The organism is Gordonia jacobaea (genome assembly GCF_965344965.1).
GTDB lineage: Bacteria > Actinomycetota > Actinomycetes > Mycobacteriales > Mycobacteriaceae > Gordonia > Gordonia jacobaea.
Genome location: NZ_CBDRLS010000004.1, coordinates 566,083 through 580,904 on the forward strand (window position 1 = coordinate 566,083; position 14,822 = coordinate 580,904).

Annotated in this window: 16 protein-coding genes, 1 tRNA gene and 1 riboswitch; of the genes, 12 read left to right on the plus strand and 5 right to left on the minus strand. The window is 63.8% G+C overall.

The genetic code is table 11. The features are described from left to right. Positions 1–7: 7 nt before the first annotated feature. Positions 8–1,165 (minus strand): DUF418 domain-containing protein, encoded by a 1,158-nt coding sequence (locus ACRVY7_RS16800; RefSeq protein WP_431817847.1) that lies wholly within the window; start codon positions 1,163–1,165, stop codon positions 8–10. Positions 1,166–1,252: 87 nt separating this feature from the next. Here ACRVY7_RS16800 and ACRVY7_RS16805 point away from each other — a divergent pair, with 87 nt between their 5' ends. From ACRVY7_RS16805 to ACRVY7_RS16820, 4 genes are all read left to right on the plus strand, one after another. Continuing rightward, positions 1,253–1,852: a TetR/AcrR family transcriptional regulator gene (locus ACRVY7_RS16805; RefSeq protein WP_431817848.1), complete on the plus strand. Its 600-nt coding sequence runs from the start codon at positions 1,253–1,255 to the stop codon at positions 1,850–1,852. A gap of 121 nt (positions 1,853–1,973) precedes the next feature. Next, positions 1,974–2,046, plus strand: a tRNA-Asn gene (locus ACRVY7_RS16810). 120 nt (positions 2,047–2,166) lie between these two features. Next, on the plus strand, positions 2,167–2,928 hold the full coding sequence (locus ACRVY7_RS16815) for a hypothetical protein (protein WP_431817849.1): 762 nt from the start codon (positions 2,167–2,169) through the stop codon (positions 2,926–2,928). Then, positions 2,925–3,407 (plus strand): hypothetical protein, encoded by a 483-nt coding sequence (locus ACRVY7_RS16820; protein ID WP_431817850.1) that lies wholly within the window; start codon positions 2,925–2,927, stop codon positions 3,405–3,407. The genes ACRVY7_RS16815 and ACRVY7_RS16820 overlap by 4 nt, the downstream gene beginning before the upstream one ends. A gap of 473 nt (positions 3,408–3,880) precedes the next feature. Here ACRVY7_RS16820 and ACRVY7_RS16825 read toward each other — a convergent pair whose 3' ends face one another. After that, the gene (locus ACRVY7_RS16825; protein WP_431817851.1) at positions 3,881–4,753 is read right to left on the minus strand and encodes a DUF2510 domain-containing protein; all 873 of its coding nucleotides are present in this window, start codon (positions 4,751–4,753) and stop codon (positions 3,881–3,883) included. 138 nt (positions 4,754–4,891) lie between these two features. Between ACRVY7_RS16825 and ACRVY7_RS16830 the strand changes: the two genes are divergently transcribed. The 3 genes from ACRVY7_RS16830 (at position 4,892) to ACRVY7_RS16840 (ending at position 6,019) form a co-directional block, all read left to right on the plus strand. After that, complete coding sequence (locus ACRVY7_RS16830) at positions 4,892–5,092, plus strand: hypothetical protein (protein WP_049698322.1); 201 nt, start codon at positions 4,892–4,894, stop codon at positions 5,090–5,092. Positions 5,093–5,139: 47 nt separating this feature from the next. Continuing rightward, positions 5,140–5,203, plus strand: a riboswitch (guanidine-III (ykkC-III) riboswitch). Positions 5,204–5,218: 15 nt separating this feature from the next. Further along, on the plus strand, positions 5,219–5,533 hold the full coding sequence (locus tag ACRVY7_RS16835) for a DMT family transporter (protein ID WP_049698321.1): 315 nt from the start codon (positions 5,219–5,221) through the stop codon (positions 5,531–5,533). A gap of 60 nt (positions 5,534–5,593) precedes the next feature. Then, positions 5,594–6,019 (plus strand): pyridoxamine 5'-phosphate oxidase family protein, encoded by a 426-nt coding sequence (locus ACRVY7_RS16840; protein ID WP_064868010.1) that lies wholly within the window; start codon positions 5,594–5,596, stop codon positions 6,017–6,019. On the opposite strand, the gene ACRVY7_RS16845 is transcribed toward ACRVY7_RS16840, so the two are convergent. Further along, entirely contained in the window at positions 5,999–6,745 is a 747-nt protein-coding gene (locus tag ACRVY7_RS16845; RefSeq protein WP_431817852.1) for a GntR family transcriptional regulator, read from the minus strand. The genes ACRVY7_RS16840 and ACRVY7_RS16845 overlap by 21 nt on opposite strands. Beyond that, positions 6,702–7,838 (minus strand): acyl-CoA dehydrogenase family protein, encoded by a 1,137-nt coding sequence (locus ACRVY7_RS16850; protein WP_431817853.1) that lies wholly within the window; start codon positions 7,836–7,838, stop codon positions 6,702–6,704. The genes ACRVY7_RS16845 and ACRVY7_RS16850 overlap by 44 nt, the downstream gene beginning before the upstream one ends. A gap of 107 nt (positions 7,839–7,945) precedes the next feature. Between ACRVY7_RS16850 and ACRVY7_RS16855 the strand changes: the two genes are divergently transcribed. Beyond that, the gene (locus ACRVY7_RS16855) at positions 7,946–8,686 is read left to right on the plus strand and encodes an Rv1363c family protein (protein ID WP_431817854.1); all 741 of its coding nucleotides are present in this window, start codon (positions 7,946–7,948) and stop codon (positions 8,684–8,686) included. Between the two features lie 18 nt (positions 8,687–8,704). Here ACRVY7_RS16855 and ACRVY7_RS16860 read toward each other — a convergent pair whose 3' ends face one another. Next, positions 8,705–9,907, minus strand: a complete 1,203-nt coding sequence (locus tag ACRVY7_RS16860; protein ID WP_431817855.1) for a TetR/AcrR family transcriptional regulator — start codon at positions 9,905–9,907, stop codon at positions 8,705–8,707. A 192-nt stretch (positions 9,908–10,099) separates the two neighbouring features. Between ACRVY7_RS16860 and ACRVY7_RS16865 the strand changes: the two genes are divergently transcribed. The 4 genes from ACRVY7_RS16865 to ACRVY7_RS16880 all read left to right on the plus strand — a co-directional run bounded on the left by ACRVY7_RS16865 (position 10,100) and on the right by ACRVY7_RS16880 (position 14,680). Then, a complete protein-coding gene (locus ACRVY7_RS16865; RefSeq protein ID WP_431817856.1) occupies positions 10,100–10,939 on the plus strand; it encodes an enoyl-CoA hydratase-related protein in 840 nt (279 codons plus the stop codon). A 39-nt stretch (positions 10,940–10,978) separates the two neighbouring features. Next, a complete protein-coding gene (fadD5, locus tag ACRVY7_RS16870; protein WP_431817857.1) occupies positions 10,979–12,580 on the plus strand; it encodes a fatty-acid--CoA ligase FadD5 in 1,602 nt (533 codons plus the stop codon). A gap of 125 nt (positions 12,581–12,705) precedes the next feature. Further along, positions 12,706–13,836 carry an NDMA-dependent alcohol dehydrogenase gene (locus ACRVY7_RS16875; protein ID WP_431817891.1) on the plus strand — a complete coding sequence of 377 codons (1,131 nt, stop codon included), beginning with the start codon at positions 12,706–12,708 and terminating at the stop codon, positions 13,834–13,836. A gap of 28 nt (positions 13,837–13,864) precedes the next feature. Beyond that, positions 13,865–14,680, plus strand: coding sequence for a serine hydrolase domain-containing protein (locus tag ACRVY7_RS16880; RefSeq protein ID WP_431817858.1), 816 nt, complete (start codon positions 13,865–13,867; stop codon positions 14,678–14,680). The last annotated feature ends 142 nt before the right edge of the window (positions 14,681–14,822 follow it).

Below are 14,822 nucleotides of genomic sequence, written 5' to 3' on the forward strand. Positions count from 1 at the left end.
TGGTGATTCAGTTGCGCACCCGCTCGCGCGTAGCACCACTGAGAACGTCATACCCGCGATGCCACATCCACTCGAGCGGCCCGCGCTCGTGATGTGCCAGCCACAGGCGCGATCCCACCATCAGCAGTCCGGCGATCACGAGGAACAGCATCACGGTGACCGGGACAACCGTGGTGGAGTCGAGTTTGGCCGCAAGGCCGAGTCCCCATCCGTAGCAGACCGCGCCTGCGAGCGCGTTCTGCAGGACGTAACACGTCAGGGCTGTGCGTCCTACGGGAGCGAGTGCACGACCAATAGCACCGGGTGCACGTCCGTCGACGTAGAACTGTGCCACCCATGCCAGGATGCCGAACGCAACGATCGGGGCAAATCCGTAGCGGCCGAGGACGAGCCCGGCATCGCCTCCGAAGAGGCCTGCCGCAAAGTCGAGTGGCAACGCGATCGCGCCTGCGATCATCAGTCGACTCCGGAGCGCGGCACCATGCGGTTCGAGCACACCTGCGCGCAGTAGTGCCGCTCCCGCAAGGAACAGCGCGATGGACATCGGCAGGATGAAGATCACTTCGCTTCTGAACAGCACCAGGTGTTCGGCACGGAAGGCGACGAGTTCGAAGAAGGAGCCATCGGCATACGGATTCGGTGAGAGTTGTTGTTGCGCAACGGTAGTAGGAGTAGTGGTGGCGAGCGCCCACACCACTAGCGTCAGTAGCACAACGTGTATGCCCGCTGCGGTGAAGAGCGCGATCCGTTGGCGACGGATGCTCATCGCGAGGAGATAGGCGACGATGAGCCCGGTGACCGCGTATCCCGTCAGCACGTCGAACTCGGTGAAGAGGAAGTAGTTCACGGTGCCGTCGATGAAGAGCAAGATTGCGCGCCAGTAGTACTTGCCGGGCCACCTGTGCCCGCGTCTGACGGCGGAGCGTTGCTGGATGGCGAGCCCGACGCCGAACATGATGGTGAGTAATCCCAAGAACTTGCCCTGGGTGATCTGCTGCAGCACGGACTGCACGGTGCCCCAGGTGCCCGACGCCTCGTTGGCGCCCAGGATGTAGCCGATCAGGCCGTCGACATTGGTGAAGATCCAGATGTTCGTGCCGAGGGTTCCCAGGATCGCGATGCCGCGCAGGACATCGAGGGAGACGTGTCGTCGTGTGTCGCCCATGCTGTGCTCCAGTCGTCGGAGTAGGTGATACGAGTGTGCTACCAAGGCTTGGTGGATAAGCTAACACGAGTGAGCTAGCATAAGTCAATGCCCAAGCTGATCGACCACACCGAGAGGCGCTCCGAAATAGCTGAGGCGCTCTGGCGGATTGCGTTGCGGGAAGGGGTATCTGGCGTTTCGATTCGCGAGGTTGCCGCCGAGGCGGGCATCTCTACGGGTTCGCTGCGTCATGTATTCGCCGACAAGGAGGAGTTGCTCGAATTCTCCATGCGGTTGATCTACGACCGTGTCGCCGCACGGATTCAGGAGCGGGCACGCATCCGCGATCCGCTGCGCCGTGCCGATGCCATCCTGGCCGAGCTACTGCCGTTCGACGACAATCGGCGCGTCGAGATGCATGTGAACCTCGCGATGGTGACGGAGTCCGTGGCCCATCCCGGCCTGGCGACTGCGGCGGTGGAGGCACACGAGGGTCTGCGCGCACTCTGCGTGCGGGTGCTCTCAGATCTGCGCGAACATGGTCTCGTCGACGGCGATCGCGATCTGGACGCCGAAGCCCTACGACTGCACGCCCTCATCGATGGCCTCGCCATGCACCTCCTGCTCGCGGGCACCGATTCCCGAGATCAGACCCGCGCCGCGGTGAGCGAGCATCTCGCCTCGCTCAAGCACCCGCAAACGCCCTGAGGCGTGGCAAGGCGGCCCTGCACGGCACCCCTGTGACCAGTCGTTTTGTCCTGACGCGAGTCGATACGCTAGAGTCAGCGTTCGGTTCTGGTGCTGTTCGCGGCGCCCGGATCACGAGCAATCCCCCATAGCTCAATTGGCAGAGCATTCGACTGTTAATCGAACGGTTACTGGTTCGAGTCCAGTTGGGGGAGCAGAAAATATGCAGGTCAAGCGCCCTTTTAGGGCGCTTTTCCTGTTTCATGCCCTGGGGTGCCCTTCCGAGGCTCCTGGGAGGGTCCAGAATGTCGGTCCCCAGTCCTATGCTGCGGCTCATGACCAACGAGAGCCCCGTCGCCGCCGAGCACGCTTTCCAACTCCCGGATTGGCTGGCCTATTCAGTTGCCTTGGCGACGACGGTCGGCGTGCTCGTGGCGTTATTCGTCGCCTTTTGGAATGTCAGCAGGAACCGGAGGGAGCGCGAGGAGTTGCGTGCGGCCCAGGCCCGCAAAGTAGTTCCGGCGGCTACTCACTCCGAGATCCTCGGGGCGAGAATGTGGGTCCTCGCGGTCCTCAACCGATCCGAGGCTATGGTTCGCCACTTGAGCGTCGAGGTCGTTGGTTACGACGCCGAGGGCCAGATCGTAGAGAACGCGACCGAACTGGCCGACGACAAGGTGGATCTGTCGCAAGCGTTCTCCAAGGCAATGCCTCCAGGGTTCGCCAAGCTGATGGATATGGTCTTGAACCCGATGCCGGCGATGGACCCTAGCCGGGTCCTCAGCTCGGAGCAGCTCGCCGCCATGCAGAGGCGAGGGCCATTTCCCGCGCACATGCTCGCGGCCCAGCAGCAACCCAACCCCAAGGCCGAGCTACAGCAGGCGATCGGCGCCATCTTCACTTCTGAGTGGCCGACGACACTCACACCAACCCGTGAGGTTTCGATGGCGGTGCAGGCCGTCGAGGCGGTGCGCACACTGACAGTGACAATCTCGTTCGAGGATGAGGCGGGCTTTCAGTGGCGACGAACTGACGACGGAATGCCGGAACTGATCAGTTCCGGGGCGAAGTGGCTGCGCTGGCCGTGGTCGCGATGACAGACACGATCAAGCTGGAGGACATGACGACCGACCCGCAGACCAATGATCTGGGAACCGTCCGTGTGGAAGTTCTCGGGCGTAGCGACTACCTGACGCCCGGACAGGCCGCGATCCTTGAAGAGCTCCCCGCCTATCTCCACGCGGAGGGCGTCGGGACTGAGGCCGTCTATTTTCGAGAGCCCGGAGGAATGGGCTTCGGTCTCGAAACCATCGCACTGTTCGTCGTCACCAGCGGTGCAGCCGGGTTCATTGGCGGGGCCGTGTGGGACGGCACCAAGGCCACGGCCCGAGCGGCCATCGCGTGGGCGCGGGAGCGTATCCGACGGTACCGCGACGAGCGCGGGGACGACCTCCACGACGACGAGGACCCGGTGGTGCGGGTGAACATCTACGGGCCTATCGGCGCCGTGCTCCGCATCATTGAGGTGCGGGAGAGTGGCGTCGATGATCCGATCGGGGACAACGAAACCGAGTAGCCAAACGACGAACGCCCCACCGAGATTCGGTGAGGCGTGCGACGGACGCAAAGACGATCAAGTCCCGAGCCGTGCGAGGTCATCTCGCTGTCGAACACGCAGCCGATACTGACGCCGCTGTCGTCTCCCCGGAGTCCCACGCGAAACCTCCAGTGCTAGAACGAGATCTGGCATGTCTAGGCTGTTCAGAGCGTTGAATGGCCAGGTAGGCGGGATATTCTGGCGCGGCGTCGAAACTAATTCGAGTCCAGTTGGGGGAGCACTGAAGAGCCCGCCACCTGCACAAACAGGTGGCGGGATTTTTCGTTCCGGCCGCACCCACCCAATACCCACCGGAAATCCCGGGAGGGGAACACGAGATCATTGTTGGTCGGCAGGCCGCGGCCAATCCGGCGGCGCAGCGCGGTCGCGGTGAACGACAGCAGCGCCAGTGCGCGATACGGACTCATTCTCCGGCCCACGCAGTCAGACGCTCACTCGTGCCCGGTGACCTCGATGACGTTGACCTTGACTTCGGGGGCGGTCGTCGATCCGCCGAGGGTGGTGTCGTAAGTCTTTGTTCCCCACACACGCACCCACATGGTGACAATGTCACCCTCGACGACGTTGGCGAACACGCCGTTCACGCCCTCCTTGGCAATGGTGTTGATCGTGTAGTAATCGGCAGGCTGCGCCTCGGTGGAAACGCGGATGTAGTCGTCGCCGGTCACCGAGTCGGCTTGCGTCACTTTGCCGTAGATGACGACCTTCTCGCCGAGGTGTGCGTCGGGGTTCTTCGCGATCAATTGCCAGTCGCGATCGCCGATGTTCTTGAACTGAGTCTTGTCCTGTTCTCGCGCGGTGGCCTCGGCCATCGCCGACGACATCGCCGCCGATGACCGTGAGGCTTCGGCCGCGTCGACGGGGGTGCTGGTCGTGGGAGTCTCATGCTCCGCCGGCGTGGACTTGGTCGTCGCGCTGTTCGTCTTGTCAGGCGCTGGCGCTTGCGAAGTAATCACCACGGCGACCACCAGCGCGACTAGCAGGAAGGCGAAGGCGCCCGCAAGCCACCAGCCCACGCCCGTGGAGCGCTTCTGCTTCGCCGGCGGTACCGGCGCAGCACGGGTTTGTGCGGTCCAGGCATGGCCATCCCACCACCGCTCGACTTGAGGCGTCTGCGGGTCGCGATACCAACCCGGCGGCATTGGCTGCTGCTGCGTCATTCGCGGAGCATACGCGAGGAGTTCCCGGTCTGGGTGTCGGCCGATCAGGCTACGCGAAGGCCACACCGCTTCAATACTCATCTCGGTCGCGCAGCGGTCTGAGTCCAGTTGGCGAACAGAGGTAGAGCCGGAAATGCCCGGCATCCGCCGGGACTTTCTTGTTTTCCTCCGGTATCGCCGGATTCGACCAAAGACCCTGGCACCGGCGTTGTGCTCGTTCTAACGTAGATCGCGACCAAGCTTCCGTCGAAGCGCGACGGAACTGTCGAGGAGGTCAACGCCATGTCAGCGCATTCACCGCTCTTCTATGTCCTTCCCGGTTTGGCAATCGCAATGGGACTCATCTTCGCCGCGGCAGGTATCGGCGACATCGCCAACTATGGTGGCGGGGTCGCCGCATGGCTGTACACGATCTTCGGCTTGGCGGTCGTGGTCGTCGGGGCCGGCGTGGTCGCAGTCGGCAAGGGCGGTTCGTCGGAGTAGCGTCCCGCCCGGCGGGAATTTTGCGGGTGTCCGATTTGCTACTATTGACATAGTCAATGCTGACACCCGGACGAGGCGCGCCGTACCCGGCCAGCGACAAGACGGCGCTCGGAGGTTCGACGTCTCGTGTCGTGGATCGTGTTGATCATTTCTGGTGTGCTGGAAGCTGTCTGGGCTACTGCTCTCGGCAAGTCCCAGGGGTTCACCCAAATTGTTCCCACAATTACTTTTGCCGTTGCGCTGATCGGATCGATGGCCGGTCTGGCTTATGCGTTGCGGGAGTTGCCAACTGGCACCGCCTACGCGATCTGGGTGGGTATCGGTGCCGCGTTGACCGTGACATACGCGATGGTGACCGGCGCGGAATCGGCGTCACTTGTCAAGGCGGGCTTGATCTTTCTCATCATCGTCGCAGTGGTCGGGCTCAAGCTCGCCCACTGAGTGCTGGTCCGCAAAGCTGGGTGCCGACGCTCGGCGAAGGAAATCACTAGCCTCGGGTTCATGGCGATGAACAAAGAAGAACGGCAAGCATTTCTCGCGCAGCCGCACATCGGCGCGCTCTCGATCGAGGCGGGTGCCGACCGCGCGCCTCTCGTGGTGCCGATCTGGTACCAGTACAGTCCCGGCGGCGACCTGTGGTTCCTGACAGGTGCGGAGTCACGCAAGATCTCGCTACTGCGTGCTGCGGGGCGCTGCACGGTGATGGCCGAGGTGCTGTCTCCGACGATCGCGTACGCCGCGGCGTCGGGTCCGGTGATCGATATCGTCGACGGAACCAAGGACGATCTCACCGAGATGGCCGCGCGGTATCTGCCTGCCGACAAAGTCGCGGGCTACGTCGAGTTCGCCTCCTCCGAGCATGGTTCACAAACGAAAGTCGTTGTGCGGCCGCAGCAGTGGGTCGCTTCAGACCTGGGTTCGATCTGAGTCGGTCGTACCCCAGATGCCGCTCTGTTCGAGGTGGTGCGTCAAACGTGCTGCGCCATCAATGAACTGGCGACGCGTCTGCACCACTGCCTCGTCGATGTCGACCGAACGGTAGGCGTCGACCAGCCGTTCATGGCTGTCGACCGCTGTGTGGCCCCACTCGGGGTCGTTGGCATAAAGCCGCGCCGGTGTGTAACGAGTGGCCGCGAGGAGGAACCATGCCAACTTGGTGCCTCCCGCGATGACGTTGTGCGCGCGGTGGAATTCGAACTCGGCCTCGATGACGCCGTCGTCGTCGCCACTCGCGACAGCCGCGCGCAGTCGTCGGGTCCACCACTGCAATTCGTCGAGATCGTCGGATGTAACGGCGGACGCGGTGCGCAGCGCGAGCCGCACCGCAATCTCGCCCTGCAACCAGAACAGGTCGTCGACGTCGACGCGGTCCAGCGGGCCCACGCGATATCCGCGATGCGGCTCGAGGTCGACCATGCCCTCGCCACGCAGGGTCAGCAGCGCCTCGCGCACGGGGGTCACGCTGACACCCAACTCGGCCGCGACGTCGTCGAGTCTGATGAACTCACCCGGCCTGATGTCGGCCGTCATGATGCGGTGGCGCAGGTGTGCGGCGACCTCTTCGGACAGTTGAGGGCGCCGAGGAATCCGCCGCGGCGCCCTCGACCCGTCAGAGTCCGAAGGTCTTGCCGATGATGTCGCGCTGGATCTCATTCGTGCCACCGTAGACCGTCGAGATGATCGCACCACGCATCAAGCGCTCGGCGTCGAATTCCGTTGCGTAGCCGTAGCCGCCCATCATCTGCATGGCATCGATGGTCATGCGCTTGGAGGTTTCGGTGGCTTTGAGTTTCGCCATCGACGCCTCGCGGGGGAAGAGTTTTGTGGGGTTGTCGTCCGCGAGTTGAGCCACCGAATAGACGAGTTGCTTGGTGCACTCGATCTCGGTCGCGAGATCGGCCATGCGATGCCGCAGAACCTGGAACGACCCGATGGGACGTCCGAACTGTTTGCGCTCGGTGATGAACGCCAGGGTGTCGGCGAATGAGCGCTCGGCCACACCGAGTTGCATGGCTGCGAGGATGAGCCGCTCGGTGTTGAGTCCGGCCATCAGTTGATTCCAGCCATTGCCAACCTCGCCGACGACCGCGGAGTCGGGCACCCGACAGTCCGTGAAGTAGAGGTCGTTGACCTCGCGACCGCCGAGCGTGTCGATGCCCTTGATCTCCAAACCCGGTGTGTTGGCGGGGATGTGGAACTGCGTGATTCCCTCGTGCTTCTTGCCGGTGGTCGACGTACGGGCAATCAGCAAGATCGATCGCGCGAAGTGCGCATTGGAGCACCAGGTCTTCTGTCCGTTGATGACCCACCCACCGTCGACCTTCTCGGCACGGCAGGTGAGGTTGGCAACGTCGGAACCCGCCTCGGGCTCCGACATCGAGATCGAGAGCGCGTCACCGTTGACGACGCCGGTCAGCACTTCCTTCTTGAGCTGGTCGTCGGCGAACCGGTTGTAGGCCAGGGCGGTGATGAAGGTGGGGCCGATCCCGCCGATGGGTGCCATGCCACGCATCGCTTCTTCGAGCAGGATGCACATCTCGACGTTGCCCGCGCCCGACCCGCCGTAGGTTTCGGGCAGCATGATGCCCGCCCAGCCGAGGTCGGCCATCTTCTGGTAGAGCTCGCGCGAGTGCAACTCCGTCCCGACCTTGGTGTAGCGATTGCGCTGGTCGCGGGTCCCGACCTCGCGCTGGCAGAAATCGGCGACCGACGTTGCGAATGCGCGCTGTTCCTCAGTGAAGTTCACTGCTGTCCTCTCGATTGGCGAAGCCTGTAGGCGGCCTGGGCAAGATCATATATGTGATATGTCGGGCCGTGGTCTGGACCACATAATCGATGGCTAGATTGGTTGCCATGCCCAAATCGCGTATCCCGTCCGACGACGGCGTGCAGACCGACGTGGCGCGCACGTCGGGCGCCGACGTTTCGCCGCTCGACGGCGATGAGTTCCTCGCGGCGAATCGCAGTAAGCGTGAGCAGTTGCGCGCCGAGGCCGCCGACCGGGTGCCGCGCAAACTCGACACCACGAAGAGAGGCGGCGCGCGAGCCGATGCAGAGGAGGCCGCCGGACGAGTGAAGCGACCGGGTCGTGGACGGGTACTCGTCGGAGTACTGGCAGCGCTCGTGGTGGTTCTCGCGATCTCGACCGGAGTTCTCGCGTACCTGTACGCGCAGGCAGATCGCCGAGTGTCCGACGCCGGGCCGTCGGAGGCCGATCGCACTACGGTGCTCGACACCGCGCGTCGCTACGCCGTCGAGCTGACCACCTACGATCCCGCCGACTATGCCGATCTCGATCGTCGGATCAGCAAGATATCCACTCCCGAGTTCAGTAAGACCTACATAGCGTCGTCGCAGGACGCGCGTGAGGGCAACGCGAACGCCAAGGGAGTGTCGACGGCGAAGGCGCAGCGCGCGGGGATCGAATCCATGACCGCCGACCGTGCGGTGGTTCTCGTGGCGTTGGACCAGACGGTGAAGTCGACGGAAATCGCCGCGCAGGTTCCCGACGGCATCCCGTACCAATCGCGTGTCGAGGTCACGCTCGCCAAGAGGAACGGCACCTGGTTGCTCGACGATCTGGCGACCGTCTGACATCAGGCAGCCGGCACGTCAACGCCGCTGCTGGGAGCCTACGAGGATGGCGCAGCCGATCGCGGTGACCTGCTCGGCGGTTGGCGGGCGGCGTAGTCGGAGCAGATCCGAGATGACACTCAGCGCCGCGTGCACGAGGAAGCGCGCCTGTCCGCGAGTGATCGCATCGCCGCGATCGCGGGTGACCCATGCGGCCCACTCGTCGACGTTGGCGCGTTGTTGGCGGCGCAACGCGCTGCGTTCGGCCGGGGCCAGGTGTCCGAATTCGCTCAGGTACACCGTCAGAAGTGCGTTGTCGTGCACGAAGAGTCGGACATACCGTGCGACGAGCGACTCGAGCGCGGCGCGATTGGTCGTCGACGCCGCAAGTGCGTCGGAATTGGCGGCGCTGACGCGGTCGGAAGCTCGCCAGAATGCTGCCGAGAGGATCGCGGCCTTGCTCTCGAAGTGGCGGTAGACGCCGGATGCGGGAATGCCTGCAGCAGAAGCGATCTCGTCGATCGTGACGTCTCGGAAGCCTTTGGTGGCGAAGAGCGAGATCGATTCGGAGAGTACGAGTTCGCGTTTGGAAGCCGGTGCCAACCCGCGCTGCGGGGGATGGTCGGGTGAGTCGGTGACGCTTGTCGGCGCGATGTCGGCCAAAGAGAGCGCGCTGGTGACGAGAAGTCGGCGAATGTCGCGGTCTGCCAACGTAGTTCGATGCGTGGTGGGACTCGCCACCACACTGATCATCGCCGCGACGAGAAGGTCGGCGTGGGGACGGGGGATGCTCGGACGCGTATCGAGAAGTGCTGCGCGGATTCGCCGATGCTGGTTCACCAAAACGGTTTTCACCTTTGTGGCGTCGTCGCCGTCAAGGTAGCGCTGATCCCAGCGATAGAGGCCGCCGGTCCTGCGGTGGTCGATGGCCGACTGTGCAAGGGCGGTCAATGCCGACTCGAGATCGCTCGCCGACGCCTCGAGCGCCGCGGTCAGCGCGTCGGCGAGTAACCCTGTGGCCTCGGCGAAGAGTGCGTACTTTGTCGGGAAATGACGGTAGAGCGCGGGAGTGGAGATTCCGACGATCACGGCGATCTCCTCGAGGCGTACCGCGTGGTACCCGCGGTCGCTGAACTCCTGAGCCGCGGTTCGCAGAATCAACACTCGCCGGTCGGCGGGTCGTCGACGTGGGGGTGCGCCTCCGTCGGTCAGGCGGTTGTCAGTCGAGGGCTGACTGCTCATCGGTCCAGAGTAGGGCGTGATCGTCTTCGCCAGAGAAGAAATTGCCAAATCGTCTAAAACTGGTGGTAGTAGCGGTGTGGCAGTGCACTAAGTTAATCCCGATTCCTGTGTTGTACGTCTCACTGACATGTATGGTTGCGGCATGAATCACGTGACGGGCAAGCGATGGGGCAGGCCGTGTCTGACAGTCGGGTGACTGGGTCTGACAGTCGGGTGACCGGCGGCGCGGCGTCTGGCACGTCGGTCAGCACCGGAATCAGGACCGAGGTCGACGACCGCGGGATCGCCCGGATCACGATCGATCGCCCGGAGCGGATGAATGCGCTCAACGGCGACGCCTCGAGTGCGCTGATCGACTTCCTCACCACCCGATGCCCCGAGGCCGATATACGCGCGGTGATCATCGACGGCGCAGGGGGAAATTTCAGTACCGGCGCCGATATTCGCGACATCGCGGCCCGGGCGTCGGAGAACGGAGGCATCGACGAACGAAGTGCCGCCTCCGTGATCGGTGGGGGTTCGGCGTTGGCTCGTGCCGTTCGTTCCGTCGAGGTTCCGGTTGTCGCCTCAATCGATGGCGCCGCGGTCGGGATCGGGGCATCGCTGGCGTTCGCCTCCGACCTCATCTTCGCTACCCGACGCTCCTACTTTCTCTTGGCGTTCACCAACATCGGGCTCATGCCCGACGGCGGCGCGACCGCGACGGTTTCGGCCGCCATCGGGCGGCCGCGCGCCAACCGGATGGTCCTCCTCGGCGAAAAGCTGCCTGCGGCAGAGGCATTCGACGCCGGCCTGATCAGCGGACTCGTCGACGACAGGGCCGCACTCGACGCCGAGATCGCCGGCGTCGCCAAGCGATTCGCGCAGAGTTCGACGCAGGCGTTGCGTCTGGCGAAGGCTGCGCTCGACGCGAACACGCTCGCGGGGTTCGAGTCGACCCTCGAACGGGAGACCAGCGGACAGACTCAACTGCTGCAATCCGACGAATTCCAGGCGGCCATCGCCGCATTCACCACCGCACGCCGACACTGACGTTTCGAAATCAACGTCGAGAAATTCAAGGAGAGTTCCATGACCGCGACCGTCGACTCGGGGCAAGATCTCAACACAGAACCGCTGCGGTCCCGCCGCAACCACTGGAACAACCAGGTCCGCAGGCATGCCCTGATGCAGCCAGATGCCCCCGCGCTCAAGTACCTGGGTGAGACGACGACGTGGAAGCAACTCGACGAGCGCACCACTGCGTTCGCGGCGGCACTGAGTCGTCGTGGCGTCGGGTTCGGCGACAGGGTGCTGATGGTCCTGCTCAACAGGACCGAGTACGTCGAAGCGATCTTGGGGGCCAACATCATCGGCGCCATCCCGGTGCCGGTGAACGTGCGGATGAGCCCCGCCGAGATCGCCTATCTGGTGACCGACAGTGGTGCGCGGACGATCATCACCGAGACGTTGCTCGCCCCACTTGCCGATGCTGTTGTGGCTGCGACCGGAGACGTCGATCAGGTGATCGTGGTGGGCGGCTCGGACAACGAGGCCCATCTCGACTACGCCGCTCTCGTCGCCGAGGACGCATCCGACCTCCCGGAGATCGACATTCCGGAAGAGACCGTCGCACTCATCATGTACACGTCGGGCACCACGGGAAAACCTAAGGGCGCCATGCTGACTCACACAAATATGCAGTCCCAGGCACTCACCTGCCTGCAGGCGCTGCATACCAGCCGCGACGACATCGGCGCCGGTGTGGCGCCGATGTTCCACATCGCCGGTATCGGAGCGATGGCGCCGCTGTTCTACATGGGCGCGACGTCGGTCATCCATCCGCTCGGCGCGTTCGATCCCGACCAGATGCTCGACATGTGCGAACGCGAGGCCATCACGTCGATCTTCCTGGTGCCCGCCCAGTGGCAGGCAGTGTGCGCGGCGCAGCAGGCACAACCACGCGACGTGAAGTTCCGCGTGATCAGTTGGGGCGCTGCGCCCGCCTCGGACACCGTGCTGAACGCGATGAACGAGACCTTCCCCGATGCGCTCAACGTCGCGGTTTTCGGACAGACCGAGATGTCGCCCATCACATGCGTTCTCGACGGCGCCGACGCGCTGCGCAAGCTCGGATCGATCGGCAAGGTGGTTCCGGCGGTCACCGCACGCGTCGTCGACCCGATGATGAACGACGTCGCCGACGGCGAGGTCGGGGAGATCGTGTACCGCGGGTCGAACATGATGCTCGGGTATTGGCAGAACCCGCAGGGCACCCAGGATGCCTTCCGCGGGGGCTGGTTCCACTCCGGCGACCTCGTGCGCCGCGACGACGAGGGTTTCCTCTACGTGGTCGACCGCGCGAAGGACATGATCATCTCGGGCGGCGAGAACATCTATTGCGCCGAGGTCGAGAATGTCCTCTACGGCCATCCGAGGATTTCCGAGGCGGCCGTGATCGGACGGGCCGACGCGAAGTGGGGCGAGGTGCCGGTCGCCGTGGTGGTGACCGTCGACGGTGCCGACCTCACCCTCGAGGAGATGGAGCCGTACCTCAACGAGAACCTCGCGCGGTTCAAGCAGCCCAAGGACATCGTTCTCGTCGAAGAACTGCCCCGCAATGCGGGCGGCAAGGTCGTCAAGCCGCGTCTGCGCGAAAGCTACGGCAGCAAGGACGCGGGTCTCGCGAACTGATCGCGCCACAAGAAGTAGAACACGTTCCATTTTCGACTAAAAGTGACTATCGTCTCAGTAGGACGCCGGGCCCGTGCCGTCACATGCGGCGCGGTCGGCGTGTACGACGACAAGCGGAGGACATGATGAAGACCAAGGGTGCCCTGCTGCGAGAACTGAACTCGCCGTGGGAGATTGAGGAAATCGAGATCGGCGAGCCCCGAGCGCACGAGATCAAGATCCGGATGGAAGCCGCCGGGATGTGCCACTCCGACCATCACTTGATGACCGGTGGTATTCCGCTGGGCGGCTTCCCGATTCTCGGCGGCCACGAGGGTGCGGGTGTCATCGAGGAACTCGGCGAGGGTGTCACCGATTTCGAGGTCGGCGACCACGTGGTCCTGTCCTTCATCCCGTCCTGCGGCAAGTGTCCGTCGTGTCGGTCGGGGCTGGCGAACCTGTGCGACCTCGGCGCGCTGCTTCTCCAGGGAGAAGCGGTGTCGGACCACACCTTCCGTATCCACACCGCGAAGGGTGAGAACGTCTATCCGATGACGCTGCTCGGTACCTTCTCGCCGTACATGGTGGTGCACGAGGCATCGGTGGTGAAGATCGACAAGGACATTCCGTTCGAGGTCGCCGCGCTCGTCGGTTGTGGCATTCCCACCGGCTACGGGTCGTCGACGCGTAGTGGCGATGTCCGACCGGGCGAAGACGTCGCGATCGTCGGTGTCGGCGGCGTCGGAACCGCGGCACTGCAGGGGGCGGTCATCGCGGGAGCGCGCAACATCTTCGCGATCGACCCGGTCGAGTGGAAGCGTGAGCAGGCACTGAAATTCGGTGCGACGGCAGCGTTTGCGTCGATCGACGAAGCCGCGGGAGCGATTGCCGAGACCACTCACGGTGCGATGTGCCGCAAGGTCATCGTGACGGTCGGAGAGGTGAACGGCAAGGACGTCGACAGTTGGATGGGCATCACCGCCAAGGCGGGCACCTGCGTGTTGACCGGTATGGGCAACATGCTCGACACCGAGGTGACGCTCAATCTGTCGATGCTCACCCTGCTGCAGAAGAACCTGCAGGGCAGCATCTTTGGCGGTGCCAACCCCAAGCTCGATATCCCGCAACTGCTTTCGATGTACAAGATCGGCAAACTCAACATCGACGACATGATCACCCGGCAGTACCGGCTTGATCAGATCAACCAGGGCTACCAGGACATGCTCGACGGCAAGAACATTCGCGGAGTCATCCGCTACACCGACGACGATCACTGATCATCGTCGACCGGTAACGTAGGTCCCCGTGAGTGTTCTCGAGGCCCTCGACTCCTGGCCGGTCGACAACGTCGCCGCGGCAATCGTCACCACCGAGGGGGTCGTCGCGCACGGCGACACCGCCCGCATCTACGAGCTCGCCTCGGTCACCAAACTTCTGGTGGCCGAGGCGGTTCTCGTTGCGGTGGAGGAGGGCGCCGTCGAACTCGACGACGCGGCCGGGCCGCCCGGCGCGACCATCGCTCATCTACTCGCACACGCATCGGGACTCGCTTTCGACAAACGAGAAGTCGAGGCGCCGGTGGGGGAGAAGCGGATCTACTCGAGTGCCGGATTCGAGGTGCTTGCCGAGACCGTCGAGGCCGCAACAGAGATCGCGTTCGCCGACTACCTCGCCGAGGGGGTCTGTGCGCCGCTGGGACTCTCGTCGACGACGCTCGACGGACCCGCCGGCCACGGAGCGCGATCGAGTGTCGACGATCTTGCCGCTCTCGCTGCGGAGCTGCTGCAACCACGACTGCTCTCGTCCGACCTCGCCGACTCTGCGCACTCGGTGTGGTTTCCGGGTCTCGACGGCTTTGTGCCCGGCTACGGCAAGCACAAGCCCAACGACTGGGGCCTCGGATTCGAGATCCGATCGCACAAGTCGCCGCACTGGACGGGCACACGCAACTCGCCGTCGACGTTCGGGCACTTCGGACAGTCGGGAACCTATCTCTGGGTCGACCCGGAGCTCGCCGCAGCCTGTGTCGTGCTGACGGACCGGCCATTCGGTGCCTGGGCCAAGCCGCTGTGGACCGAGTTCAACGACGCCGTCGTCGACACGCTCGTCGCAGACGACTGACGCGACGGTCGGGCGGGTGAATCAGTAATTCACACCAATCACCTTCGGAAACTAGCGCAACACGTACAACATCAGGCACAATAAACAACACGAGTGTGATATCCGCTGTCGCGAGGTGTGTTGGGGAAGACGTTCCTCGTCG

What these genes read in the sequence shown, in the direction of transcription:
- ACRVY7_RS16800 (WP_431817847.1), bottom strand. Translation starts at nt 1,165, where the DNA reads ATGGGCGACACACGACGACACGTCTCCCTCGATGTCCTGCGCGGCATC.
- ACRVY7_RS16805 (WP_431817848.1), top strand. Translation starts at nt 1,253, where the DNA reads ATGCCCAAGCTGATCGACCACACCGAGAGGCGCTCCGAAATAGCTGAG.
- ACRVY7_RS16815 (WP_431817849.1), top strand. Translation starts at nt 2,167, where the DNA reads ATGACCAACGAGAGCCCCGTCGCCGCCGAGCACGCTTTCCAACTCCCG.
- ACRVY7_RS16820 (WP_431817850.1), top strand. Translation starts at nt 2,925, where the DNA reads ATGACAGACACGATCAAGCTGGAGGACATGACGACCGACCCGCAGACC.
- ACRVY7_RS16825 (WP_431817851.1), bottom strand. Translation starts at nt 4,753, where the DNA reads ATGCCGGGCATTTCCGGCTCTACCTCTGTTCGCCAACTGGACTCAGAC.
- ACRVY7_RS16830 (WP_049698322.1), top strand. Translation starts at nt 4,892, where the DNA reads ATGTCAGCGCATTCACCGCTCTTCTATGTCCTTCCCGGTTTGGCAATC.
- ACRVY7_RS16840 (WP_064868010.1), top strand. Translation starts at nt 5,594, where the DNA reads ATGGCGATGAACAAAGAAGAACGGCAAGCATTTCTCGCGCAGCCGCAC.
- ACRVY7_RS16845 (WP_431817852.1), bottom strand. Translation starts at nt 6,745, where the DNA reads ATGAGATCCAGCGCGACATCATCGGCAAGACCTTCGGACTCTGACGGG.
- ACRVY7_RS16855 (WP_431817854.1), top strand. Translation starts at nt 7,946, where the DNA reads ATGCCCAAATCGCGTATCCCGTCCGACGACGGCGTGCAGACCGACGTG.
- ACRVY7_RS16860 (WP_431817855.1), bottom strand. Translation starts at nt 9,907, where the DNA reads ATGAGCAGTCAGCCCTCGACTGACAACCGCCTGACCGACGGAGGCGCA.
- fadD5 (WP_431817857.1), top strand. Translation starts at nt 10,979, where the DNA reads ATGACCGCGACCGTCGACTCGGGGCAAGATCTCAACACAGAACCGCTG.
- ACRVY7_RS16875 (WP_431817891.1), top strand. Translation starts at nt 12,706, where the DNA reads ATGAAGACCAAGGGTGCCCTGCTGCGAGAACTGAACTCGCCGTGGGAG.